Origin of the sequence: Sulfitobacter sp., from assembly GCF_039977885.1 — a bacterium.
GTDB lineage: Bacteria > Pseudomonadota > Alphaproteobacteria > Rhodobacterales > Rhodobacteraceae > Sulfitobacter.
Window position 1 is genome coordinate 1 of the sequence record NZ_JBDWCI010000020.1, and the last position, 23,610, is coordinate 23,610.

General features: G+C 55.9%; 25 protein-coding genes. 10 read left to right on the forward strand and 15 right to left on the reverse strand.

Going from position 1 to position 23,610, the window contains the following annotated elements:
* From ABJM03_RS13520 to parC, 5 genes are all read right to left on the reverse strand, one after another.
* Window positions 1-138 (reverse strand): GTP-binding protein (locus tag ABJM03_RS13520; RefSeq protein ID WP_348414884.1); only part of this gene is annotated, 138 nt, incomplete at its 3' end.
* Between the two features lie 140 nt (window positions 139-278).
* A complete protein-coding gene (locus tag ABJM03_RS13525) occupies window positions 279-884 on the reverse strand; it encodes a hypothetical protein (RefSeq protein ID WP_348418315.1) in 606 nt (201 codons plus the stop codon).
* 133 nt (window positions 885-1,017) lie between these two features.
* Entirely contained in the window at window positions 1,018-2,154 is a 1,137-nt protein-coding gene (locus ABJM03_RS13530; protein WP_348418317.1) for a M48 family metallopeptidase, read from the reverse strand.
* Entirely contained in the window at window positions 2,151-3,470 is a 1,320-nt protein-coding gene (locus ABJM03_RS13535; RefSeq protein WP_348418318.1) for a DUF898 family protein, read from the reverse strand. The genes ABJM03_RS13530 and ABJM03_RS13535 overlap by 4 nt, the downstream gene beginning before the upstream one ends.
* Complete coding sequence (gene parC / locus ABJM03_RS13540; protein ID WP_348418320.1) at window positions 3,451-5,754, reverse strand: DNA topoisomerase IV subunit A; 2,304 nt, start codon at window positions 5,752-5,754, stop codon at window positions 3,451-3,453. Before parC ends, ABJM03_RS13535 begins: the two co-directional genes overlap by 20 nt.
* 200 nt (window positions 5,755-5,954) lie before the next feature.
* On the opposite strand from parC, the gene ABJM03_RS13545 reads away from it, so the two are divergent.
* The 6 genes from ABJM03_RS13545 (at window position 5,955) to ABJM03_RS13570 (ending at window position 10,119) form a co-directional block, all read left to right on the forward strand.
* Entirely contained in the window at window positions 5,955-6,527 is a 573-nt protein-coding gene (locus ABJM03_RS13545) for an SH3 domain-containing protein (RefSeq protein ID WP_348418322.1), read from the forward strand.
* Between the two features lie 75 nt (window positions 6,528-6,602).
* The gene (locus ABJM03_RS13550) at window positions 6,603-7,433 is read left to right on the forward strand and encodes an SDR family NAD(P)-dependent oxidoreductase (protein WP_348418324.1); all 831 of its coding nucleotides are present in this window, start codon (window positions 6,603-6,605) and stop codon (window positions 7,431-7,433) included.
* A 60-nt stretch (window positions 7,434-7,493) separates the two neighbouring features.
* Window positions 7,494-7,691, forward strand: coding sequence for a twin transmembrane helix small protein (locus ABJM03_RS13555; protein ID WP_348418325.1), 198 nt, complete (start codon window positions 7,494-7,496; stop codon window positions 7,689-7,691).
* Window positions 7,692-7,696: 5 nt separating this feature from the next.
* Entirely contained in the window at window positions 7,697-8,269 is a 573-nt protein-coding gene (locus tag ABJM03_RS13560; protein ID WP_348418327.1) for a cob(I)yrinic acid a,c-diamide adenosyltransferase, read from the forward strand.
* A 165-nt stretch (window positions 8,270-8,434) separates the two neighbouring features.
* Entirely contained in the window at window positions 8,435-9,193 is a 759-nt protein-coding gene (locus tag ABJM03_RS13565) for an electron transfer flavoprotein subunit beta/FixA family protein (RefSeq protein WP_348418329.1), read from the forward strand.
* Window positions 9,193-10,119: an electron transfer flavoprotein subunit alpha/FixB family protein gene (locus tag ABJM03_RS13570; RefSeq protein WP_348418331.1), complete on the forward strand. Its 927-nt coding sequence runs from the start codon at window positions 9,193-9,195 to the stop codon at window positions 10,117-10,119. Before ABJM03_RS13565 ends, ABJM03_RS13570 begins: the two co-directional genes overlap by 1 nt.
* A gap of 61 nt (window positions 10,120-10,180) precedes the next feature.
* On the opposite strand, the gene ABJM03_RS13575 is transcribed toward ABJM03_RS13570, so the two are convergent.
* Window positions 10,181-11,008, reverse strand: coding sequence for a DUF6473 family protein (locus ABJM03_RS13575; protein WP_348418333.1), 828 nt, complete (start codon window positions 11,006-11,008; stop codon window positions 10,181-10,183).
* A gap of 160 nt (window positions 11,009-11,168) precedes the next feature.
* Between ABJM03_RS13575 and ABJM03_RS13580 the strand changes: the two genes are divergently transcribed.
* On the forward strand, window positions 11,169-12,044 hold the full coding sequence (locus ABJM03_RS13580; protein WP_348418335.1) for a 3-hydroxybutyryl-CoA dehydrogenase: 876 nt from the start codon (window positions 11,169-11,171) through the stop codon (window positions 12,042-12,044).
* A gap of 9 nt (window positions 12,045-12,053) precedes the next feature.
* On the opposite strand, the gene ABJM03_RS13585 is transcribed toward ABJM03_RS13580, so the two are convergent.
* From ABJM03_RS13585 to ABJM03_RS13615, 7 genes are read right to left on the reverse strand one after another with little or no spacing between them, the layout of a single operon-like run.
* A complete protein-coding gene (locus ABJM03_RS13585) occupies window positions 12,054-12,923 on the reverse strand; it encodes a lysophospholipid acyltransferase family protein (RefSeq protein WP_348419133.1) in 870 nt (289 codons plus the stop codon).
* Window positions 12,924-12,983: 60 nt separating this feature from the next.
* Window positions 12,984-13,253 carry an HPr family phosphocarrier protein gene (locus ABJM03_RS13590; protein WP_348418337.1) on the reverse strand — a complete coding sequence of 90 codons (270 nt, stop codon included), beginning with the start codon at window positions 13,251-13,253 and terminating at the stop codon, window positions 12,984-12,986.
* A 12-nt stretch (window positions 13,254-13,265) separates the two neighbouring features.
* On the reverse strand, window positions 13,266-13,658 hold the full coding sequence (locus ABJM03_RS13595; protein WP_348418339.1) for a PTS fructose transporter subunit IIA: 393 nt from the start codon (window positions 13,656-13,658) through the stop codon (window positions 13,266-13,268).
* Window positions 13,655-14,551: an RNase adapter RapZ gene (gene rapZ, locus ABJM03_RS13600; RefSeq protein WP_348418341.1), complete on the reverse strand. Its 897-nt coding sequence runs from the start codon at window positions 14,549-14,551 to the stop codon at window positions 13,655-13,657. The genes ABJM03_RS13595 and rapZ overlap by 4 nt, the downstream gene beginning before the upstream one ends.
* On the reverse strand, window positions 14,548-14,979 hold the full coding sequence (locus tag ABJM03_RS13605) for an HPr kinase/phosphatase C-terminal domain-containing protein (RefSeq protein WP_348418343.1): 432 nt from the start codon (window positions 14,977-14,979) through the stop codon (window positions 14,548-14,550). Before ABJM03_RS13605 ends, rapZ begins: the two co-directional genes overlap by 4 nt.
* A gap of 4 nt (window positions 14,980-14,983) precedes the next feature.
* Window positions 14,984-16,678 carry a sensor histidine kinase gene (locus ABJM03_RS13610; RefSeq protein WP_348418345.1) on the reverse strand — a complete coding sequence of 565 codons (1,695 nt, stop codon included), beginning with the start codon at window positions 16,676-16,678 and terminating at the stop codon, window positions 14,984-14,986.
* Between the two features lie 33 nt (window positions 16,679-16,711).
* A complete protein-coding gene (locus tag ABJM03_RS13615; RefSeq protein ID WP_348418347.1) occupies window positions 16,712-17,413 on the reverse strand; it encodes a response regulator transcription factor in 702 nt (233 codons plus the stop codon).
* A gap of 393 nt (window positions 17,414-17,806) precedes the next feature.
* Between ABJM03_RS13615 and ABJM03_RS13620 the strand changes: the two genes are divergently transcribed.
* Window positions 17,807-19,405, forward strand: coding sequence for a phosphoenolpyruvate carboxykinase (locus ABJM03_RS13620; protein ID WP_348418349.1), 1,599 nt, complete (start codon window positions 17,807-17,809; stop codon window positions 19,403-19,405).
* Between the two features lie 103 nt (window positions 19,406-19,508).
* Here the strand turns inward: ABJM03_RS13620 and ABJM03_RS13625 are convergent, their stop codons facing one another.
* Window positions 19,509-20,411: a LysR family transcriptional regulator gene (locus ABJM03_RS13625; RefSeq protein WP_348418350.1), complete on the reverse strand. Its 903-nt coding sequence runs from the start codon at window positions 20,409-20,411 to the stop codon at window positions 19,509-19,511.
* A 172-nt stretch (window positions 20,412-20,583) separates the two neighbouring features.
* Here ABJM03_RS13625 and ABJM03_RS13630 point away from each other — a divergent pair, with 172 nt between their 5' ends.
* The gene (locus ABJM03_RS13630) at window positions 20,584-20,946 is read left to right on the forward strand and encodes a helix-turn-helix transcriptional regulator (protein ID WP_348418352.1); all 363 of its coding nucleotides are present in this window, start codon (window positions 20,584-20,586) and stop codon (window positions 20,944-20,946) included.
* Here the strand turns inward: ABJM03_RS13630 and ABJM03_RS13635 are convergent, their stop codons facing one another.
* Window positions 20,947-21,714: a sulfite exporter TauE/SafE family protein gene (locus tag ABJM03_RS13635; RefSeq protein WP_348418354.1), complete on the reverse strand. Its 768-nt coding sequence runs from the start codon at window positions 21,712-21,714 to the stop codon at window positions 20,947-20,949.
* A gap of 145 nt (window positions 21,715-21,859) precedes the next feature.
* On the opposite strand from ABJM03_RS13635, the gene ABJM03_RS13640 reads away from it, so the two are divergent.
* The gene (locus ABJM03_RS13640) at window positions 21,860-23,545 is read left to right on the forward strand and encodes an acyl-CoA dehydrogenase family protein (protein WP_348418356.1); all 1,686 of its coding nucleotides are present in this window, start codon (window positions 21,860-21,862) and stop codon (window positions 23,543-23,545) included.
* Window positions 23,546-23,610 lie beyond the last annotated feature (65 nt).

The following is a 23,610-nucleotide window of genomic DNA, read 5'->3' on the forward strand; positions in this document are numbered from 1 at the left end:
GTCAATCTGGTCATAGGCTTTGAAGTCACCGAAGTACTTCGTGATCGCCGCTGTCAGTGTCGTTTTACCGTGGTCAACGTGGCCAATTGTGCCGATGTTGACGTGTGGTTTGGTACGTTCAAACTTTTCCTTTGCCATGGTAGGCGCCCTTCCAAAACTCAGATGGCCCAATTGGGACCTCTATTGCATATGGCGCGCGGCATATTTGGTCTGAGCGGTAAAATCAAGCACGTCTTGTCCCATGCGCGCAGTTTCCTGCTTTGCGCATTACTTCGGTCCTAGCCAGCTTCTTGTGCGGTGCCTTCTTGGGCGGCCTCGTCCGCCGCCGGCTCCCCCTCGAACCAACCCTCTTCCCGGTTTCTACCAACAAGGAATGTTTCAATTTGCTTGACGGCATTCTGGCTGAGATTCTTGAATTGCTCTTCGGCTGTGCTGGTAAACCCGGAGCCGACAATCGGCCCCTGATCAATAGATTCGATGACCGTAATCTGCTTGGCTTTGGGGGTAAGTTTGCGATTCTGCGCATCATCCCAAACGGTAATTCTGATAATCATCGCCGACTTTGGCGCCGCGACCAACGGCACACCCGGAGGCGCTAGAAAATAGCTCTCGATAGAGATTCCAAAATGATAAAGCTTGTCGCCATCATAGCGATCAAACCGCTCCGAGACCGCTTCTTGGAGCGTATTGATCATAACATCAGTATCAAGTTCGCGGCTAAGCGGCACTTTCTGAACTTTAGGCGCAACAACAATATTGTGCCCAAGTTTGAAATCACCCAGAGGGACAGCAGGCTTTTCCAGATCCCACGCCCCGTTACACGCGGCAAGAGCAGCAGCCAACATCATCGCACATAGCGTACGCCCAGAAATCATTCGACCCATTTACCGGCCCTCCCCCATCTCGCGCATTGCGATACCTCAACCACCCTTACGGCGCAATGCATGCTGCATTTGCCCCATTCTTTGGTCAGTCTACACATCAGCCAAACAGACACAAAGAGATAGCAGGCGCAGCTTAGTGACCGCACACCACTTTGAGGTCCGCCCAATCAGCTTCGGACAGGATATCATTATACACCTTGCCAAAACCGGCTGCTGCACGCGCACGTTCGATCCGGCTGCCCAAAGTGGGGTGGCTTACAAAATGTGCAATCACCCCTTCTGCGTCACCGTATTTGGCACGCAGCCGCTCGAACATATCGCCCAAGGCTGCGGGGGACACGCCAGCATCTTCCAGCACCGTATAGGCGAATTCATCCGCGCCCGCCTCAGCGCCTTGGGAATAGCTGGCGCTGACCAGACGTTCGGCGAGAAACAACACAGCGGCCCCGCCGGCGAAATCACCGAACAGCAGGCCGAGTATTCCGATGGATCCAGCCGAGCGTAGCGCATGACGCGTCGGGTCGCGGTTGACCACATGCCCCACCTCATGCGCCATCACCGCAGCAATTTCATTCGGGTTCTGCGCCGCATCAATCATGCCACGAAAAAACACCACATAACCGCCCGGCAAGGCAAATGCGTTGACCATTTCATGATCAAGCACAAAGACCTTCACAGCGGCTTCACCTTCCCGCTCAACGTTCAGCGCCACCAGCATCTTTTCCAGCGCAGCAAGGCCGGCAGAATCATCACAAGTGGCAAGGGGCGGTAGGCCCGAGCCTGCCAATGCTTGCCGGATTTGTCCGAATGTCGCCTCGCCCAGCGCGCGCTCTCCGGCGGGAGGCACATAGGTGGCCAACCGGTCCGCCAACGCGGGGATCAGCACGCCGATCTGCACCGCCACCGCAGCAACAGCCCCAAGCGCCCAAAGCGCAAGCCGGCCCCGCCCTTTCGGTGCTGCGCGCCTTTTCAGATAGGGCATGTGGTTCAATGCACGCGTATCAACAAGATGCAGCCGCGCCAGCGGATCGCCGACCCTGCGCAAAACAACACCACTATCGCCTGCCGTATCCTCAACTTGCCTAATCTCATCAAGCGGCCAACGTACACCGCCCAGCGCATTTTCAGGCAATCCGATCTCAAGCACACGCGCAGCCATATCTACCATCAGCGTGACAGGTTGCGGCACCGGCGCATCGCCGTCGAAAAACGCGCTGTATTGCCCGTCGAAGTAATGCTCATGCGGATTAAGCGGCGGCGGCTGGGTCATATGGCAGCCCCCAGATCAAGTGCTTCGGCAAAGCCTTCGGCCTCGGCAAATTCATCGCGCGCACGTTGGCTGATATCAGCCAGCCCTGCAACATCACGCAGGCTCAGCGTAACAGCCATGTGGCGCATCAACGGGTAGGTCACAAACACATTGTGCAGCACGCTCCAAAACAGGAAGACAGACAGGTAAAGCGCCGCAAGGATAGCAACCGAAATCAACCTTGGCAGCGCGCCAAACGGCTCTACCCCGCCGATCTGCGCCTCCAGAAATGTGCCGGCCCCCAACAGGCTAAGCGCCAATCCGAGGATGGAGAAAATACCAACGAACAAAAGCAGATAGGCGATGGTGGTGCCCAGAACATAAATCACAGATATACGCAGGCTATTGAGCTTTGACCGCATCTGCACGCCCACAGCGCGTTTATGGCTGGCCAATATGCGTCTGCTTGCAAAGCGGTAATGAACAGCCCCGTAGACCATGACAAGCATCGCAGGAATAAGCCAAAGCAAGCGGATCACTTGCATCAGATTACCAGCGATTCCCTCAGTCCAAAACTGATCCTCAATCCTTTCAGCATCGCCTGAAAACCATTCAGTCGAATAGGGTATGACCGGATCAAGCCAGAACAACCACAACGTCAGCCCTGCAAAAAGCACCAGCCCCAGCGCAAAGGGAATCGCGGCACGGTAAAGCATCCACCAATTACCACCCTGCTCCAATCGGGCCGAGCCAAAATAGGTGCGGTCCGTTTTGTACTTTTCCAGCCAGAAGGTCATGCGCGGCCACAGCAAGCCTGCGCTGACAATCGTGATCAGCCAATGCACCAACGCACGCCACGCATAGCCCCATGCGCCTTTTTCCAACCCGAATCGGACTCCCCGCCAACGCGTGCGGCCCAACACATAGCGGCGCGCGCGGTATTGCGCGTAAAACCACACGGGAATGACCCCGAGAAAGCTGGCGGTGTATCCTACGGCAGAGCTTTGAAAGACTGAAAAGCTTACAAACATCAGGGCAAGGTTCACGATGCCGATGTAGAAGGTCAGAATGACAACAGCGATGAAAAACCCAAGCAGCTTTTCCAGCGGATCCCCCACATATTCCAATGGATGCCCACCCGGACGAATCGCTGACCAATACCAACGGCGCAATCGTGTCTTCATCCAAAAGCGGTAAAACCCGAGGGTGAGCACCGTCCAGAAGCCCGACTTGAGCGCCAGCCAGAAAAGGGCCGAACGCTTACCCTCAAAAAGCACATCCAGACCCTGCAAAGGCAGGGGCGGCGGCGTTGCGCCCTCAGGTAAACTTGTTGTCACGCGGGAAACCACGGGGGGCCATACGGCCAGAACTCGCGCGCTTACCGGTCCACTCATCCAACTCGGTTTCCGTGCGGGTGCGGCCCGCAGGGTCATGCCAGCTCAGCCCCTCTGCGCGGGTAAAGGTGATCGCATCCGACAACCCGCCGTCCTTGTATTTCTGCATCCGCACGCCCTTGCCACGGCCCATCTCGGGCAGCTCGTCCAGACCAAACACCAGCACCTTGCGGTTTTCGCCCACCACAGCCACGCTGTCGCCACTGACCTGCTTGCACATCAGCGCAACCACATCACCGCGCACGTTCAGAACCTGCTTACCCGAGCGTGTTTGCGCAACGACATCCACCTCCGGCACGACAAACCCGTCCCCCGCGCTGGAGGCGACAAGCAGCTTGCCGTCGGGGCGGTGGATGAACAGATCAATCAATTGCACCTCATTGGGGAGGTCTACCATCAGGCGCAAAGGCTCGCCCATGCCGCGACCACCCGGTAGATTGGCCGCCGAAACGGTATAGAAACGTCCGTTGCTGCCAAAGGCCAGCAAACGGTCCGTGGTTTCCGCGTGGAAGGTAAAGCGCGGGCCATCACCGTCTTTGAATTTCAGCTCGCGGTTCAGATCAATGTGGCCTGTCATGGCCCTGATCCAACCCATCTCGGAACAGACGACCGTAATCGGTTCACGGTCGATCATCGCCTCCAGCGGCACATCCTCGATGACGCCGGCTTCGGCAAATGTGGTGCGCCGCGCGCCGCCATCATAGGCTTTGCCGAATTGCTTTTTCGTCTCACGCAGCTGGTCGGTGATACTGTCCCATTGCAGGTGCTCATGCTCCAGCAAATCCTCAAGACCTGCGCGCTCTTCCATCAGCTCCGATTGCTCGCGCAACAGCTCCAATTCTTCCAAGCGGCGCAAGCTGCGCAGACGCATGTTCAGGATCGCTTCGGCCTGCACCTCGGACAGCTCACCCGCCCCCGGCAACGGCGAGACATAGTCCTTTTCCTCCATCGCGCGGACGTGGTCCTTGCCCCAATCCTCACGCATGAGCGCTTCTTTGGGGTGGTCGTCATAGCGGATGATGTCGATCACGCGGTCAAGGTTGAGGAAAGCGACGATAAAGCCCTCCAATACCTCAAGACGGTGATCAATCTTTTCCATCCGGTGGCGCGACCGGCGCTCCAGCACTTCGCGGCGGTGATCAAGGAAAGCGCGAAGCACTTCTTTCATCGAGCAGACCTTGGGCGTCACACCGTCAATCAGCACGTTCATGTTGAGCGAGAATCGCACTTCCAGATCAGAGGCGCGGAACATCATGCCCATCAGGACCTCGGGATCGACGTTCTTGGAGCGCGGCTCCAACACCATGCGCACGTCTTCGGCGCTCTCGTCGCGGACATCCGCAAGAATCGGAATTTTTTTGGTCTGGATCGCTTCCGCGATTTTCTCGATCAGCTTGGATTTTTGCACCTGATAAGGAATCTCGGTGACGACGATCTGCCACTGGCCGCGACCAAGGTCCTCGACCTCCCACCGGCAGCGCAGGCGGAAGCCGCCTTTGCCGGTACGGTAGGCCGTGGCAATATTCTCGGGCGGCTCGACAATGACACCACCCGTGGGGAAGTCGGGCCCGGGCACGTAATTCAGCAGCGTATCATCCCGCGCATCAGGCGTTTTGATCAGATGGATACAGGCATCACAAAGCTCGGCGATGTTGTGGGGCGGGATATTGGTCGCCATCCCCACCGCAATCCCGCTTGAGCCATTGGCCAATAGGTTCGGGAACTGTGCGGGCAACACAGATGGTTCGGTTAGACGGCCGTCATAGTTATCGCGGAAATCCACGACATTCTCAGACAGGCCTTCCAGCATCGCCTCGGCGACGGCAGTCATGCGCGCCTCAGTATAGCGGCTGGCGGCGGGATTATCGCCGTCGATGTTGCCAAAGTTCCCCTGCCCGTCCACCAGCGGATAGCGGACGTTGAAATCCTGTGCCAAACGCGCCATCGCATCATAGATCGCAGCATCGCCATGCGGGTGGAAATCACCCATCGTGTCACCGCTGATCTTGGCCGACTTCAAAAAGCCGCCTGTAGAATTCAGACGCAAACGATTCATCGCATAGAGGATTCGCCGATGCACCGGCTTGAGCCCGTCACGGGCATCCGGCAGCGCACGGTGCATAATCGTGCTCAGCGCATAGGTCAGATAGCGGTCTCCCAGCGCTTGGCGCAGAGATTCGGATGTTTCCTCGTGGCGAGGCGGGACTGGGGAAGTTGTATCAGACATACGATCTGTTTAGCCGTGAGTCTGGCCGCCTACAAGCGCCACAAACAGCCCGCGCAACCCCAAGATGTAAAATCGTTGCAAAGCTGCGACGGAGGATATTTCATTTTTTTCCCCTGCAATAATTCCGCAATTCTGATAGTTACTTTACCAATGGCTCACACTAGGGAAGGAGCCGCTGCTGCTTACCTGGGGGACTACTTATGAAAACCTTTATACTATTAACGTTCGGATTTTTAGGCTTCGCTTTTTACGAACTCAGCGGAGGAGCCGATTTTGAACCTGCCAGTGCAAAATTCGCCGCCGCTACACCTGATGCGCCTGCCGGAAAAAAGACCACCACAGCACCAGCAGAACAGCCCGTGACAACAGCGTCGATCACAAAGATCGACCATACGCCTGATGTAACCAGAGTATCGCTGGACCTCACCGAAGTGGGCAATACCGCAGAGCAAGCCGCTCAAAAACCAACGGCCCGCGTTATCGATAGTACAGAAACACCGCAGATCATTCTGCCCAGCCTGATTGCGACCACGAATTCGACCACCACATTGAATTCAACGGCCACATCGCAAAGCAATGACATCCGCATCGTATCGGGCAACCGCGTCAACGTACGCGGAGGCCCCTCCACCAACCACAGTGTCGTAAGCAAACTGACCCGCGGCCAAGAAGTCCGCATTCTTCAGGACAATGGCGATGGCTGGGTCCGCATGCAGCCGGTAAACGGCGGTGAAAGCGGCTGGATGGCCGATTTCTTGCTCACATCGGGCTAATCCACGCGCTGGCAATTGCCAAACCGAACGAAACAACGCATTTGAGGCCTCGTACACCGTGCGAGGCCTTTTTTCATGACATCACCGACCATTCTGATCACCGGCTGCTCTTCTGGCATCGGATATGCTGCGGCTCATGGCTTGCGCGCGCGAGGATGGCACGTCTATGCCGCCTGCCGGCAGGAACTCGACTGTGCACGCCTTCGCGATGAAGGCTTTGACAGCCCTGTGCTGGATTACACCGACCCCGACAGCATAATCGGGGCGCTGGCTGATGTGCTTGAGCATACGGGCGGTACCTTGGATGCGGTGTTCAACAACGGCGCGCACGCCACCCCCGGCGCGGTAGAGGATTTGCCAACCGAAGCGTTGCGCGAAATTTTCGAGGCCAATTTTTTCGGTTGGCACACGCTGACCCGCGCCGTCATCCCCACCATGCGCGCCCAAGGACACGGACGCATTGTACAATGCTCATCTGTGCTGGGTCTGGTGGCTCAGCCTTGGCGCGGTGCCTACAACGCTACAAAATTCGCCCTTGAGGGCCTGACGGATACGCTGCGCCTTGAGATGCGCGGCACCGGCGTGCACCCTATCCTGATTGAGCCGGGACCTGTCACTTCAAAAATTCGCACCAATTCGATCCCCCACTTCGAGCGCTGGATTGACTGGGAGAACGCTGCACGCGCCGACGAGTACGAATCCGTTCTGGCCCAACGGCTTTACGGTGAAAAGAACGGGCCAGACAAATTCGAACTGCCCCCCGAGGCCGTGGTCAAAAAGCTGATCCATGCGCTGGAATCGAAAAAACCGCGTCCGCGCTATTATGTCACGACCCCGACATATCTCGCTGGTTTCATGCGCCGAATCCTGTCGACACGGATGCTGGACCGCGTGTTGGACCGCTAAAGGGTTGTACAGTAGCCCCCGTCCGCTACATCGTGCATCAAAGCGCACATGGAGGCCGGCATGGCAGACCCTTTTTTCATTCTGATCGTTATCGCGATTGTTGCGGTTGTTCTGGTCCTGATGGCCGGGCTTGGCGGCTTTGCCAGCGGCGGTGCGTTTAATAAGGCCAACTCGAACAAGCTGATGCGCTGGCGGATCATTGCACAGTTCATCGCAGTGGTTCTGATTATGATCTACGTCTACTTTCTCAAAGGGTAAGTCCAATGGTTGTTCTGAATAAAATCTATACCCGTACGGGCGACAAAGGCGATACTGCGCTTGGAAACGGTGCACGGGTTGCAAAACACGACCCACGGGTCGAAGCCTACGGCACCTCGGACGAGCTGAACTGTTTTGTAGGCACCGCCCGCCTGCATGCCTCTGATGAGACCGACGCAGCCTTATCGCGCATCCAGAACGATCTGTTTGATCTGGGTGCTGACCTATGCCGCCCCGATATGGAAAACGATGACAAGGCAGAATACCCCCCCCTGCGCATGATGCCCAATCAAGTTGACCGCCTCGAGGCTGAAATCGATGCGATGAACGCCAATCTTGAACCATTGCGCAGCTTTATCCTGCCCGGCGGCACGCCTTTGGCAGCCCAACTGCACGTGTGCCGTACCGTTGCCCGCCGCGCCGAACGCCTTGCAACCGAACTCGCGACAACACAGCCGATCAACGAGGCGGCCGTGCGCTATCTCAACCGGTTAAGCGACTGGCTTTTTGTTGCCGCACGCATGGCAAACAACGCAGGCAAAGACGATGTTCTCTGGGTTCCCGGTGCCAACCGCTGAAAAGCGATTGCGACCCAAAACGTCCTATCGGAACCGTAACGTGACGTGCCCTGCCCTCCATACGGCGATTTTATCCTGTTTTGCCCTCCCGCGCTTCGTTAGACATACAATACAATTCATGACCTGCCTTCGGGCTTTGAGTCGCAACCAAGGAGATATTCGCTCATGAAGGTGCTCGTACCTGTGAAACGCGTGATCGACTATAACGTGAAAGTGCGCGTAAAAGCGGACGGTTCCGGTGTCGATCTTGCCAACGTCAAAATGTCCATGAACCCCTTTGACGAGATTTCCGTCGAACAGGCGATCCGCCTGAAAGAAGCGGGTCAGGCCGACGAAATCGTCGTTGTCTCCATCGGCGTGAAGCAAGCCCAGGAAACCCTGCGCACCGCGCTGGCGATGGGTGCAGACCGCGCGATCCTCGTGGTTGCCTCTGATGATGTACACAATGACATCGAACCCCTTACCGTTGCCAAGATCCTCAAAGCGATCGTGGATGAAGAGCAGCCCGGCCTTGTGCTGTGCGGCAAGCAGGCAATCGACAACGACATGAACGCAACGGGTCAAATGCTCAGCGCGTTGATGGGTTGGTCACAGGCAACATTCGCTTCTGAAGTAGCGATCGAAGGCGACAAAGCCGTGGTAACACGCGAAGTCGACGGCGGCCTGCAGACCATCAAAGTCAACATGCCGACAGTTGTGACAGTAGATCTGCGCCTCAACGAGCCGCGCTATGCTTCGCTGCCCAACATCATGAAAGCCAAGAAAAAGCCGATGGATGAAAAGACACCTGCCGACTACGGCGTGGAAGTCTCCAACCGTCTTGAAATCATCAAAACCGAAGAGCCGACAGCACGTGCCGCAGGCATCAAAGTCGCCTCGGTTGATGAGCTTGTAGAGAAACTCAAAGAAGCGGGGGCTGTGTAATGGCTGTTCTACTCCTTGCAGAAGTAAACGATGGCGAACTGGCAATGGATGCGACAGCAAAAGCTGTGACCGCCGCACAAAGCCTGGGTGACGTGGTTGTTTTGGCCGCTGGCGGTTCTGCCGCAGCTGCCGGTGAAGCCGCTTCCAAGATCGCAGGCGTTTCAAAAGTGCTCATCGCCGAAGACGCGTCACTGGGTCACCGCCTTGCCGAATCCACAGCGGCGCTGATCGTTTCGCTGGCTGGTGATTATGACCACATCGTCGCGCCCTCCACCACGGATGCGAAAAACGTGATGGCGCGTGTTGCAGGCCTGTTGGACGTAATGATCATCTCGGACGCAACTGCCGTGATTGATACCGACACGTTTGAGCGCCCGATCTACGCGGGCAACGCCATGCAGACGGTCAAGTCAAACGACGCGAAGAAGGTTATCACCTTCCGCACGTCCACGTTCGACGCCGCAGGCGAAGGCGATTCCGCATCTGTTGAAACCGTTTCTGCAGCCGCCGATCCTGCCCTGTCCGAATGGGTCGAAGACAAAGTCGCCGAAAGCGACCGTCCCGAGCTCACCTCCGCTGGTGTTGTCGTCTCCGGTGGCCGTGGCGTTGGCTCCGAAGAAGACTTTGCCCTGATCGAAAAGCTTGCCGATAAACTTGGCGCGGCTGTCGGCGCATCGCGGGCAGCGGTCGACTCGGGCTATGCTCCAAACGACTGGCAAGTTGGCCAGACGGGCAAAGTTGTTGCTCCAGACCTGTACGTTGCCGTCGGCATCTCGGGTGCGATCCAGCACCTTGCGGGCATGAAAGACAGCAAGATCATCGTCGCCATCAACAAAGACGAAGAAGCGCCAATCTTTCAGGTTGCCGATTTCGGGCTGGTTGCCGACCTGTTCGAAGCCGTGCCAGCGCTGACAGAAAAGCTCTAAGCACCGCTTAAACCGAGGTTAAGCAAGGAGCCCGCCAGGTGTTTGGCGGGCTTTTTGCATTCTACATCAAATCATCCAATACACGGCGCAGTTTGTCAGCAGCGTCCTGATGGGCCGCAGGGCCAGCAACCGCGCGGGCCGCAGCCTCCTCGTGCTGACAATAGGCCAGACCCGCCGTGCTGTTGCCTTCTTGCGCCACTTCTACTTCTACAACAGCTGCGAGATTGCCGTGCAGCTGTTCCACCATCGCCCGCGTTACAAAAACAGGTTCCACACCGGCTGAAGCGGTCCAACCGTTTTCCGGTCCGGCCTGCGCCTTTGCGCCAAACTGAACCAACACCACACGCGAGCCAAGCCGCCCCACCAACCGAGCCATACGGCGACGCCAGACCTTTTGAAGCTGGGTTTTCACCTGCTCAAAGCGCTGTAGGTCCACATTGTGAAGGTGGCCCAACATATGCTGCACAAAACTGAATTCCGCAAAATCCACTTCCGGATACAGCATTTTCAATGAGGTAGAAGGCCCGAGAAACCGGTCATTGCGACGACCGTGCACCTTATACAGGGGATTCGTCATATGCGCCGCCCCTAACACCTCAAGGACAGTCACCCGCGCCCCTTGTGCGGCCTCAAGCACCACGGGATCACGCAAGAACACATCAACCCCCGCCCCAACCTGCCCGAAATTTACAGATGTCACCCCTGTCAAATGTTCAACCCGCAGCGGAAAAGGTTGTTTGATGAATTTCCCGAATGTCAGCGTGCCCCCCACAAACGCCACATAGGGTTCATCCAGCTGCCGTTTTGGCCCCCGAAACAACAATTTCGACGTACCATAATGGCACGGTAAGTAATCAATGGCTCTCGGCCCCAGTACATCATAGGTCATAACGCCCACCCTCTTTAAAAATTACCCACAGCCATCATCCCCCCCGAGCGTTGTGATTCTCTTAAAGAGCAGATTTGTGTCAGTTTTTCGCGGCTCGCTGCCCTTGCAGCAGGAGGCCGGTCCACCGTAAGCTGCAGCAACCACAGCAAAGGACCAGCTCATGGAAATCCAGACAATCGGTATCGTCGGCGCAGGGCAGATGGGCAACGGGATTGCACATGTCATGTCGTTGGCCGGCTACGACGTCATGCTCACCGACATCAGCGCAGACGCGTTGAATAAAGCGATGGAGACCATGCGCGGAAATATGTCCCGACAGGTTAGTCGCGACAAGATTACCGAAGCCGAAATGGAAGCCGCACTGGCCCTGATCAAAACCACCACGACCCTCACTGATCTGGGTCCGTCGGATTTGATTATCGAAGCCGCAACAGAGCGTGAGAGCGTGAAGCAGGCGATCTTTGAAGATCTGCTGCCACATCTTGGGCCGCATACGATCCTGACGTCCAACACCTCCTCTATCTCGATCACACGGCTGGCCAGCCGCACCGACCGGCCCGAAAAATTCATGGGCTTTCACTTTATGAACCCTGTACCGGTGATGAAGCTGGTTGAACTGATCCGCGGGATCGCCACGGACGAGCCGACCTTCAAAGCCTGTAAACAGGTCGTCGACCGGCTGAACAAAACAGCCGCCTCAGCCGAGGATTTTCCCGCGTTTATCGTCAACCGCATCCTGATGCCCATGATCAACGAGGCCGTCTATACGCTCTATGAAGGGGTCGGCAACGTCGAGTCCATCGACAGCTCTATGAAGCTCGGCGCCAACCACCCGATGGGCCCGCTGGAACTTGCTGATTTTATCGGGCTGGATACTTGCCTTGCGATTATGAACGTCCTGCATGACGGGTTGGCAGATACAAAATACCGTCCCTGCCCACTTCTTACCAAATACGTCGAGGCCGGATGGCTAGGCCGCAAAAGCCAGCGCGGGTTCTATGACTACCGCGGAGAAGTCCCCGTGCCGACCCGCTAAACAGCAGGCCTATTCATCCAGTGCGAGGGTATGGGCACGCAGCCAAGCCATGAACGCGCGCGGGTCGTCCTCGCGTGCGGCAATCTCAGCAGGGTCGATTGGCGCGCCGACAATAGGTGCCTGAGGCTTGTTACAGCTATGCACAACCTCATGCAGCAAAAGACCCTGTCGCAGCATCGGTGAAACGCGATTGGCAATCTGGTAGGCTCGGCTGTTTTGTCCGGGGAACTTCACCGGCACAACTGTTGCGCCGGATCGGCGGATCATCTTGGCGGTAAAGACGTTCCACTCTGCCTCAACGGCTGGCCCCCACCATGTGTCAGACGCGGCAACCACACCTGATGGAAACAGCGCCACAACGCCGCCCTCCTTGAGGTGTTTCATCGCTTTCGCCCGCATCTCGACGCCCTTACGCTGTGCATCAGCATCATGGGGGAAGGGCACTGGAATCATAAAACTACCTGCGACCTCATCAATAGAGGTCAAAAGGGACCGCGTCAGAATACGGTAGTCAGGTCGCACACGGCCGATCAAATCGCCAAAAATCATTCCGTCGACCATGCCGTGAGGATGGTTTGCAACGACGATGACAGGTCCCGTTTCGGGAATGAGATCAAGCTGCGACTGCGGCGTGGTCAGATCAATGCCCATGGTATCAAGTGCCGCGCGCCAAAACGCCTGACCTTGCGGGGCACCACGCTTTTCAAACTTGCGGACCATGCGCAGAATTTGGAGCTTACCCGTGAAAAACTCCATGAGCGAAATGCATCTCGACTTCCACGGGCTATCAAAAGTCGACGCATAGGAAAGGCTGCTGCGGTCGTATTTCTTCAAAGAAAATGTATCCGTCACCGCATCAATAGGGTCCTGAGATGCTATGGACTCGATCCTGTTGGTCACCTGAACACCTCCACGGGCCTATGCAATGCAATCGCCCCGCTACATCCCTTCGCCGAATTTGTCAGCCACCAGTGCTGTCAACGCATTTGCTAACGCTTCTGCATCCGGGCCGTTTGTTTCGATCTCAATAAAGCTTCCCTTGGCCGCTGCCAACATCAAAAGCCCCATAATACTGTCTGCAGAGGCATTCATGCCATCCTTGCAGACTTCGGCAGTGGCATCAAATCCCTCTACGACCTCAACCAACTTCGCCGACGCGCGTGCATGCAGGCCTTTTTCATTCACAATTTCGAGGGTAATTTTGGTCATGGAAGTGCCTTGTTATTCAGAACTGACGTTTTGCGCGTCAATGTATTTCTTGCCCGCTTCCAAAGCCGCACGTACGGCATCAGGCACCGATTTGCCCCTGCTTTTGGCCAGCTTGATCAGCATCGGCAAATTCGCCCCATAGATGATCCGTCGCCCTGCAGGCTGGCAGGCCATCAGGCTAAGGTTCGAGGGCGACCCGCCGAAAAGGTCCGTAACCACAACAACGCCATCCCCTTTATCTACAGCGTCGGCTGCCTGACAAATTTCGTTCTGCTTGGCACTGCGGTCATGATCTGCGCGGATTTCAATCGCACGCACACCGTTTTGCGACCCGACAACATGCTCAATTGCCGCAAGATATTCTCGCGCCAATCCACCATGTGCAACGATCACAATACCGATCACGTCTGCTGCGCTCCTTTACGTAGCCGGGCGTTAAGTTCTCTGTGCCTAATTGACACTTGCCACCCCTCCTGCGCAAGGCGCAATGCGTGACTTTCAGCCAGAGTGACAGAGCGATGCTGTCCCCCCGTACACCCAAACGCGATGGAGAAATGGCTTTTGCCTTCTTCCTGACACGCAGGCAAGATCAGCAGGCTTAGATCAAGCACCTTATCCGCAAAGGCATCATAACGCGGATCTGTGGCCACATGGGTTGCCACGGCGGCGTCCGTACCGTTCAACGCGCGCAGGCTCGGCTCCCAATAGGGATTTTTCAAAAACCGGCAGTCATAAACCATATCCACCGACCTAGGCAGGCCGCGCTTGTATGAGAAAGACTGGACCGTGACAGACAAATGCCGCTTGCCACCCGGCGCGAACCAATGCTCGACCTCCGCGCGCAGCTCGTGCACGTTCAGATCAGAGGTATCAATCAATACATCAGCACGTGCCAACAACGGCCCTAACAGGTCCTGCTCGGCCTGAATACCATCGGCAGGGCGGTCGGCGGGTGCCATCGGATGACGGCGGCGCGTCTCGGAAAAGCGCCGCAAAAGCACTTCGGTACTACAGTCGAGAAACAACAGTTCGGCCGCCACACCCGGACGGGTCGCCAATTGCCCCAAAAGATCAATCACCGCGTTGGTCGAAAAATCACGGTTACGCGCATCAATACCCAAGGCAAGCGGCCGGGTCTGTTCTGTCTCGCTAAACAGCATCGGCATCAAACGCATCGGCAGATTATCGATCACCTCATACCCTGCGTCCTCGAGCACATTCAGCGCAGAAGACCGCCCCGCCCCTGACGGGCCGGTCACAAGAACAACTCTTCGATGGGTCGGGTCAACTGCGTTCATGATATCTCGTTTTGGTTACACAACATATAAGCGCGGATTGCCGCAGCGAAATAGGGTGCGTCAACCTTGTGCAGGCAAGGCACCTTGATGTCCAGCACACAGGCTATGCGGGCCGGTGGCAACCGCGTGGTTTCAATCTGCTCCAGATCTACAATCAGAGATACCCGAGCTTGCGCCAGATAAGACACCCTCAGAATACCAACGCCGCGCGCTTCAATCAAACCCGCGATAGTTGAAGGCGCTGAGGCATATAATGTGCCCTCATCGACGCGCACAGACGTCCGGTCATCCGCTACCAACTGCCCGCCCATCGCCATCAATTGCAATGCAAGCGCCGATTTACCGCTGCCCGACGGGCCGATGATCAAGACACCCCTCCCCTCCACGGCAATACAAGTTGCATGGAGGGTGCATGTTCTATCGCCCATAAAATTAAATCGGCAAGCCTACGACAAAACGCGCACCCAATGGATCAGATGTAATATCCGCATCTGTGGGGCGGATGTTCTCAGCCCAGATCACGCCACCATGCGCCTCGACGATCTGCTTGGAAATCGCCAAACCAAGGCCGGAATTATTGCCGAAATGTTCCTGCGGGCGTTCGGAGTAGAAGCGCTTGAAGATCTTAGACAGCGCCTGATCCGGGATGCCCGGTCCGGTGTCTTCGACAACGACCAACACCCGATTTTCGCGTTTGCGCGCCCAGATGCGGATCGCGTCGCCGTCTTCGCAGAACGAAATACCATTGGTTATCAGGTTAACAAACACCTGCGCCAACCGCGCTTCCAAACCTTGAACGATGATCGGGTCCTTTGGCAGATCAACGATAAAGTCTATGCCACGGCCTTTGGCGTCCTCGCCCAGATACTGACCAAGGTTGCCTAGCATCGTCATCAAATCAAACGGCTCTTCTTCTTCCTTGACCAACTCACTATCAAGCCGGGAGGCGTTGGAAATATCGCTGACCAAACGGTCCAGACGGCGCACGTCATGATCAATCACATCCAGCAGCTTTTCGCGCTGGTCTTCGCGTTTGATCAAACGCAACGTACCCACAGCAGAACGCAGGGACGCAAGCGGGTTCTTGATCTCATGTGCCACGTCCGCAGCGAACTGTTCATTGCCTTCAATCCGGTTGTAGAGCGCGGAAATCATCCCCCGCAACGCGCCGGACAGGCGGCCGATTTCATCAGGCCGCGCGGTAAGATCGGGAATGCGAATCCGGCCCGGGTTCATTTTCCGCGCATCCTTGTCACGCCCCAATTCAGCAGCAGCTGCAAGGTCAGACAAAGGATTGGCAATTGTCGAAGCAAGAACAAGGCTCAGACCGATAGAGACAAGCGTGGCAATGATGAACATCTGCAAGACCCGCTCACGCTCACCGCGCACAAGGCGATCAATCTCGCCGCTTGCACTCGCAATAGCCACAGCGCCAACGGCCGAACCACCGGCTTGAATCGGTGTAGCGATCGCCAATAGCGTTGACCCGGCATCATCTTGTTCTTCACGGATCTGTGCCCCATCCGTCAGCGCCGCAGCGATCACCGGCTTCAGCCGTTCTTCGATGGTCATCGGCTTTGTGTCTGTCCGAAACGGTAAGGACACCGCATTCCACAGCCAGTTCAAGCCATCCGTCAAAATTGTCTTATTCTCTGAACCTTGCGTCAGACCGCGGGTCTGCGCATCAGCAGCGCCTTCCAGCTGGGAGATCAGCACACCGTCGGTTCCAAAGACAAAAACATGAATGCCACTGCGCAAATCAAGCCCCGCAAGCGTCTGCTCGATATCGACACCAGCATCCGCCGTCAGACCAACCGCGCCGCTTTCAGGCAGCTGCACCTCGATCACATCGGCGATCAGCTCGGCCTCCGAGACAAGCGAAGCTGCCCGTTGAACTGCAAGGCTTTCGCGTGAGGAATTCAGGTACAAAATCCCCGCAACCAGCACATTCAACGCAATCAGGTTGAAGGTGATAATCTTGCGCGTCAGCGGCGACGCCCTGAGCGAGAACAGGCCGCGCCGCTCGCGGCGCGCCCTCAGCTCATTCGGCGCAGCGTTATCGGGTGAGACCCAGTCATCACCCAGAACAACATCACCATCGCTTTTTGCGGGGCTTAAATCGCGCACGAAGTTCCTTTCAATAATCGCCAAAGCGGCGGCTTACTCTTCGTTGTATCTGTAACCGATGCCGTAAAGTGTCTCAATCGCTGAGAACTCATCATCTGCACTCCGCATCTTTTTGCGCAGACGCTTGATGTGGCTGTCGATTGTGCGGTCATCCACATACACCTGATCGTCATAGGCGACATCCATCAGCTGATCGCGCGACTTTACGAAACCGGGCCGCTGGGCCAACGCTTGCAACAACAAGAATTCAGTCACGGTCAGTGACACGTCCTTGCCCTTCCAGGCTACCGCATGACGCAATGGATCCATACGCAAATCACCGCGCTCCATTACTTTGGTCTCTTCTGTTTCGCCAACCTCTTCGGTTGCCACCGCATCCTGACGGCGCAAGAGGGCGCGAATACGCTCTACCAACAAACGCTGCGAAAACGGCTTTTTGACATAGTCGTCAGCCCCCATACGCAAGCCGAGAACCTCGTCGATCTCATCGTCTTTGGACGTCAGAAAGATCACCGGCATCGCGGTTTTCTGACGCAAACGCTGCAACAGATCCATCCCGTCCATGCGCGGCATCTTGATATCCAAGACCGCCATATCCGGCATACGTTTATTAAATGCGTCCAACGCGGCCTGACCGTCGTTGTATGTCTCCACCTCGAAACCTTCAGCTTCGAGAGTCATCGAAACGGACGTCAGGATATTCCTGTCGTCATCCACCAATGCAATTTTTGACATTGCCTGCTTCCTTATACTGCTCAATTTATTCTTGTTTTTTCATGCATTGATCACTCCTTTTCTGATCGAATCAATCCCAAAGTGCGAATCAGAGGGCTCTAGGGCCGTATTTCAGCCATAATTTATTTAGGAATGGCTAAATTGCCTCACCTCACGGTGATTTCAACCGGATAACGGTCCGCAAAAACGGTTCAAATCCCGCCAAGAAGCTCCGTTTTCAAAGCATCCATCACAATTGCAAAAGTGGTGGCGCTAACGGTCCAAACGCGCCTGTTCAATCAGTAAATCATCGTGTTAAGAGGCCTCATTCCCCCTTGCCCGTGTCGTTTTTGACCTCCGGGCATTCGCTAAATTTGCGGTGCAAACAAGCACCGCGTCCAAAGGAGACATTACATGCAAACCGGACGGGTAAACCCGAACTTCAGCCTCGAAGATCAAGGGATCAAAGGGCTCCGTAATGTCTATTATAACCTGATGGAACCCGCGCTGATCGAGACCGCGCTCAAGCGCGACGAAGGCACCTTGGGTAAAGGTGGCGCGTTTCTTGTCACCACCGGTAAATTCACAGGTCGATCCCCGAAAGACAAACACGTCGTCACCAGCGACAGCGTAAATGACACCATCTGGTGGGAAAACAACGCCAAAATGTCCGAAAGCGGCTTTGACGCGCTTTACAACGATATGCTCAAGCACATGGAAGGGCGCGATTATTTCGTTCAAGACCTTATTGGCGGCGCGGATCCGAAACACGCCATCAATGTCCGGTTTGTGACCGAACTCGCATGGCACAACCTGTTCATCCGTCACATGATGCGCCGACCCGACCGCGATCAGCTGGACGACTACCTTGCCGATTTCACTGTGCTGAACTGCCCCAGCTTTTCAGCGGATCCAGCCAAACACGATTGCCGCTCCGAAACCGTGATCGCGATGAATTTCGATCGCAAGCTGATCCTGATCGGCGGCACCGAATATGCCGGCGAAAACAAGAAATCGGTCTTTTCCCTGCTCAACTATTTGCTGCCGGAAAAGGGCGTAATGCCAATGCATTGCTCAGCCAACCACGCAGTCGGCAATCCCGTTGATACAGCAATCTTCTTTGGCTTGTCCGGTACCGGCAAGACGACCCTTTCCGCCGATCCAGAGAGAACCCTCATCGGCGATGATGAACACGGCTGGTCCGATACAGGCACCTTCAACTTCGAAGGGGGCTGTTATGCCAAGACAATCAGCCTAAGCGCCGAGGCAGAGCCGGAAATTTACGCCACGACCGAAAAATTCGGTACCGTCATCGAAAACATGACCTTTGATGACGAGACAAAAGACCTCGATTTCGAAGATGACAGCCTGACGGCCAACATGCGCTGCGCCTACCCGCTGCACTACATTTCCAATGCAAGCAAAAAGGCCATGGGCGGCCACCCCAAGAACATCATCATGCTGACCTGCGATGCCTTCGGCACTCTGCCTCCCATCGCACGGCTGACACCTGCTCAGGCGATGTATCACTTCCTGTCCGGCTTCACCTCAAAGGTCGCCGGCACAGAACGCGGCGTGACCGAGCCCGAGCCAACTTTCTCGACCTGCTTCGGCGCGCCGTTCATGCCACGCCGCCCCGAAGTCTACGGCAACCTGCTGCGCGAAAAGATTGCGCAACATGGGGCAACATGCTGGTTGGTGAATACGGGCTGGACAGGTGGTGCTTATGGCACTGGTTCGCGCATGCCCATCCGCGCCACACGCGCCCTACTTACCGCCGCGCTGGATGGCTCTCTCACGGCAGGTAAATTCCGCGTCGACGAAAACTTTGGCTTTGAAGTCCCCGTTTCTGTCGAAGGCGTGGCTGACATCCTCCTGGACCCTCGACGCACATGGGATGATGCTGAAGCTTACGACCGCCAAGTCGCCAAGCTGGTGGCAATGTTTGCCGAAAACTTTGAACAATACATGCCGCACATCGATGACGAAGTGAAAGCCGCTGCGATCCGCTAAACGTTCCAGACAATCAAAACAAAAGGCCGCGGCATACCCTGCCGCGGCCTTTTGCGTTACAGATCGAAGCGCGACACCGAGGGGAAAGCCCCCGAAACAAACATCACGGCACGAAATCAACACTCGCTTTCGCAGGCATACCGTCCAGAACGCTACCATCCAAATCCGAGATCCCCATTGTCCGTGCGCGATCCACGACTGAAATAATCGCCGGCGTCCCATCGGGCAAATGCACCCCAAGCAGAAGACGATCAAACGCAATGTACTGAAACGCTTCATCCTTCCCGAATTGCATTTTGGCAACCACTTGATCCAGCCTCACACCGTGCCCCAAGCTGACGTCAATGAACGGTTCAACTGTCAGGCTGGCAAAATCTTCCCCCCCTGGAAGATCCTGCAAATTTCGGCCAACACTGCTGCGCGCTTCAGCCCAGCCAAACCAGTTGGAGTAAAAAGATTTTTCTCCGACCTCGACACATACCCATCCATCTGAATTTTCGCGAAAGACCAAAATATAAGGTCGTACCTTCGCCAAATTGGGGCTTTCGATTTTCCCCTCCGAAGCAGTCCAGGCTTTCAAGGCAGCCCGTAAAAGCTCTGACTCCCCCGACCAGATAACACTGATTTGCTGTTGCTGCTGATGGTAGGCCGAGCCGGAAGGCGCTTCATAAGAAAATCTTAATAGCCCCCTGACATGCTGAAAATCACCTCGATACCAAACCCGTCCCTGATCCAACAACAACCGCGAAGGCTTTAGTGCCCTTGCACCCAAATCTGTCAGGCAGTACTGACGCTGATGCACCTCGAACAGCTTCCCGCCCATCGCCTCTTCGAGCTGGGCGATGTGACGGCGGACTGTCTGCCTTGTGCTACATAGTTGTTCGACAGCCTGACTAAGGTTCAGCGTTCGCGCCAGCGCTTCGAAAGAACGCATCATTTCGTACAAAAGCGCCGGTGGCACTACTGGTCCTTTGGGGTCATTTTGTATACGAAGCTGATCACTCATGGGCGTCTTGTATGCAAGAAAATCATTAATGCAACATTAATCACCCATCAAAGTATCACAAATCACCCAACGAGTGACTAAATTTTTACGAAAACGACCCAAAACTACCCAATTGATCACGAGCGGAAATTTGCCCAGAAGATACGGGCAGCACAACCAGAGGTTAATGAATATGGCACATCCTGTCGACGTCCACGTTGGTCGTAAACTCAAACAAATCCGGACGTTGCGCCGGTTCTCCCAGACTGACGTTGCCACGCGTCTAGGTCTTTCTTTCCAGCAGATCCAGAAGTACGAAATTGGCTCAAACCGTATTGCTGCAAGCCGCCTCTTTGAACTCGCACAAATATTCGACGTCTCCCCTGCCTATTTCTTTGAAGGCCTACACAATAGCGACACAGCTGATTCGGACTCCCGTGACACCGGCATGGAGATCGTGAATGCCTTGGCGTCCATCAAGGACGAAACCGTCAAAACACGGATCGTCACATTCATCGAAGATGTTTCCGGCCTAACGGTCGCGCGCCAGAATTAATCAGCCGAACCAAGCGCGGCGTAGCAGGTTGAGACCTGCGACCAGCAAAACAAACAATGTCGCACGGCGAAAGGCGGTTTGGTCAATCCGGTCCATAACCGCCATTCCGGCCCACATTCCCAGAAATGCTGGCGGAACCATCGCAATAGAAAAAGAGATCGTCTCTGCGCGCAGAACCCCTGAGCTGACATGCGCCCCTAATAGCGCAACAGCCCCCAAACCATAGATCACACCTTGAATGCGGATCTGGTCCTGCTTGGCCGTTCCCAGCGCCGTGAGATAGGCTACCGTTGGCGGCCCCCAAATCCCCGAGACTCCCCCAAGCGACCCCGCAATCACGCCGGCAGTGACTTCCACCGGCACGTTGCGTTGCGGCAGGCTCAGCTGATACCCGCTCAACTGCAGCAACGCGAAAAAGGTCACCGGAGCCCCGATAATTGCCATCATCACATGATCAGGAAACACCCGAACCATCTGCGCCGAAACAATCAATGCAAGCCCGCCCGCCAATAAAAACACACGAAAGCTGACAACCGATTTGATCGCAGGCTGCACCCCCTGCCGAAGGGCCTGATGCGTATTGGTCACCAGTGTTGGAATGATCAGTCCGGCCAGTGCCAGTTCGGGCGATATAAAAACGGTCAGACCTGAAATAAATATCAGTGGCATCGCGAAGCCAACCACACCTTTTACAAAGCCTGCAACAAGAGCGACACCGATAGCCAATGCCAATTCAGCAGGCGACAAAAGGGGGAAAAATGTATCCATGCGCCCTACATAGCAAAATCAAATCTGAGCGCGAGGCAAATCGGATGGGAAATTTTAGATCAAATATAGGCATCAAAACGTATCTTTATTGCGCTTCGGTTGCAAAGTGGTGTATGTAGCATCCAACCGGATAAGGAAGCTACTGATGGCACACGATGGACAGCTCAAACTAGACACGCCAATCCTCCTTGAGGACCTTCTGACACTGACCGCGCGTGCGATCCCACCAGTCGAACAAACCCTTGCGCGTGCGACTGAAGCAGTCCGTGCATTAACCAGTCAAGATGGGCGCATCTCGAACGCGTTGGTCGAACAGAACCAGACGGCCGCACATGGGCTGGCATGGTTGGCGACCTACGCTCAATCGTTACGCCAGATGCAATCATGGGCCGAAAGGCTCCATAGCCAAGGCAAGTTTAGCCAAACCGAAGCACTGATCCATCAGATCGCCTTTGGTGAATACCTCTGGCAGATTTACGGCGGCATCCAGATGAATCAAGGTGAAATCATCCGCCTGCAAGATCTCGGACTGAGCCAGGATGACCAGCGCGCACTGATGGATCCCGCCATCCAGAAATTAACCCAAGCCGGCAACACACAGGCCGCCCGCACCCGCCTTATGGAGCTGATGCAGGAACATTCCGCCAATGTCACTGTTGGCGTTACAGGCCTCGACGACGAGCTTGAAATGATCCGCGACCAGTTCCGTCGCTATGCGGTCGAGAAGGTCGAACCCTTCGCCCATGAGTGGCATCTCAACGACGAACTGATCCCGATTGAGATCATCAACGAGCTGGCTGAAATGGGCGTTTTCGGCCTGACAATCCCCGAAGAGTTCGGCGGGCTCGGCCTGTCCAAAGCTTCCATGTGCGTTGTCTCCGAAGAGCTCTCACGCGGCTATATCGGCGTAGGGTCCCTCGGTACACGGTCCGAGATCGCCGCAGAGCTGATCATCGCAGGCGGCACGGACTCGCAGAAAGAAAAATGGCTGCCCCGCATCGCCTCGGCCGAGACACTGCCCACTGCGGTATTTACCGAACCGAACACCGGTTCGGACTTGGGCTCATTGCGCACCCGCGCCGTAAAAGGCGATGATGGCGATTATTCCGTCACCGGCAATAAGACATGGATCACCCACGCGGCGCGCACCCATGTCATGACGCTATTGGCGCGCACGGATTCCGCGACAGACAACTACAAAGGCCTGTCGATGTTCCTCGCCGAGAAAACCCCCGGTGATGACGCCAACCCCTTCCCCACCGACGGCATGTCTGGTGGCGAGATCGAGGTGCTGGGTTACCGCGGCATGAAAGAATACGAACTGGCCTTTGACGGCTTCAAGGTAAAGGGTGAGAACCTGCTTGGCGGCGAGGAAGGCAAGGGCTTCAAACAACTCATGGAGACTTTTGAGAGCGCCCGCATCCAGACCGCTGCCCGTGCGATTGGCGTGGCGCAGTCCGCACTGGACATCTCCATGCAATACGCAATTGATCGCAAACAATTCGGTAAATCGCTGATTAACTTCCCGCGCGTGTCCAGCAAACTGGCCATGATGGCTGTTGAGATCATGATCGCGCGTCAGCTCACCTATTTCTCGGCCTCGCAAAAGGATGGCGGCCGCCGGTGTGACGTTGAGGCCGGCATGGCGAAACTGTTGGGTGCACGTGTGGCATGGAGTGCGGCAGATAACGGTCTGCAGATCCACGGCGGCAACGGATTCGCGCTGGAATATAAGATAAGCCGCGTGCTGTGTGACGCACGTATCCTCAATATCTTTGAGGGAGCAGCGGAAATTCAGGCTCAGGTCATTGCCCGACGCCTGCTGGGATGACTCCCGAAGGTATCATGAGAATATCCCTCTATGCGCTAAACTTCGCCGACCTCAATCGGGCGCGC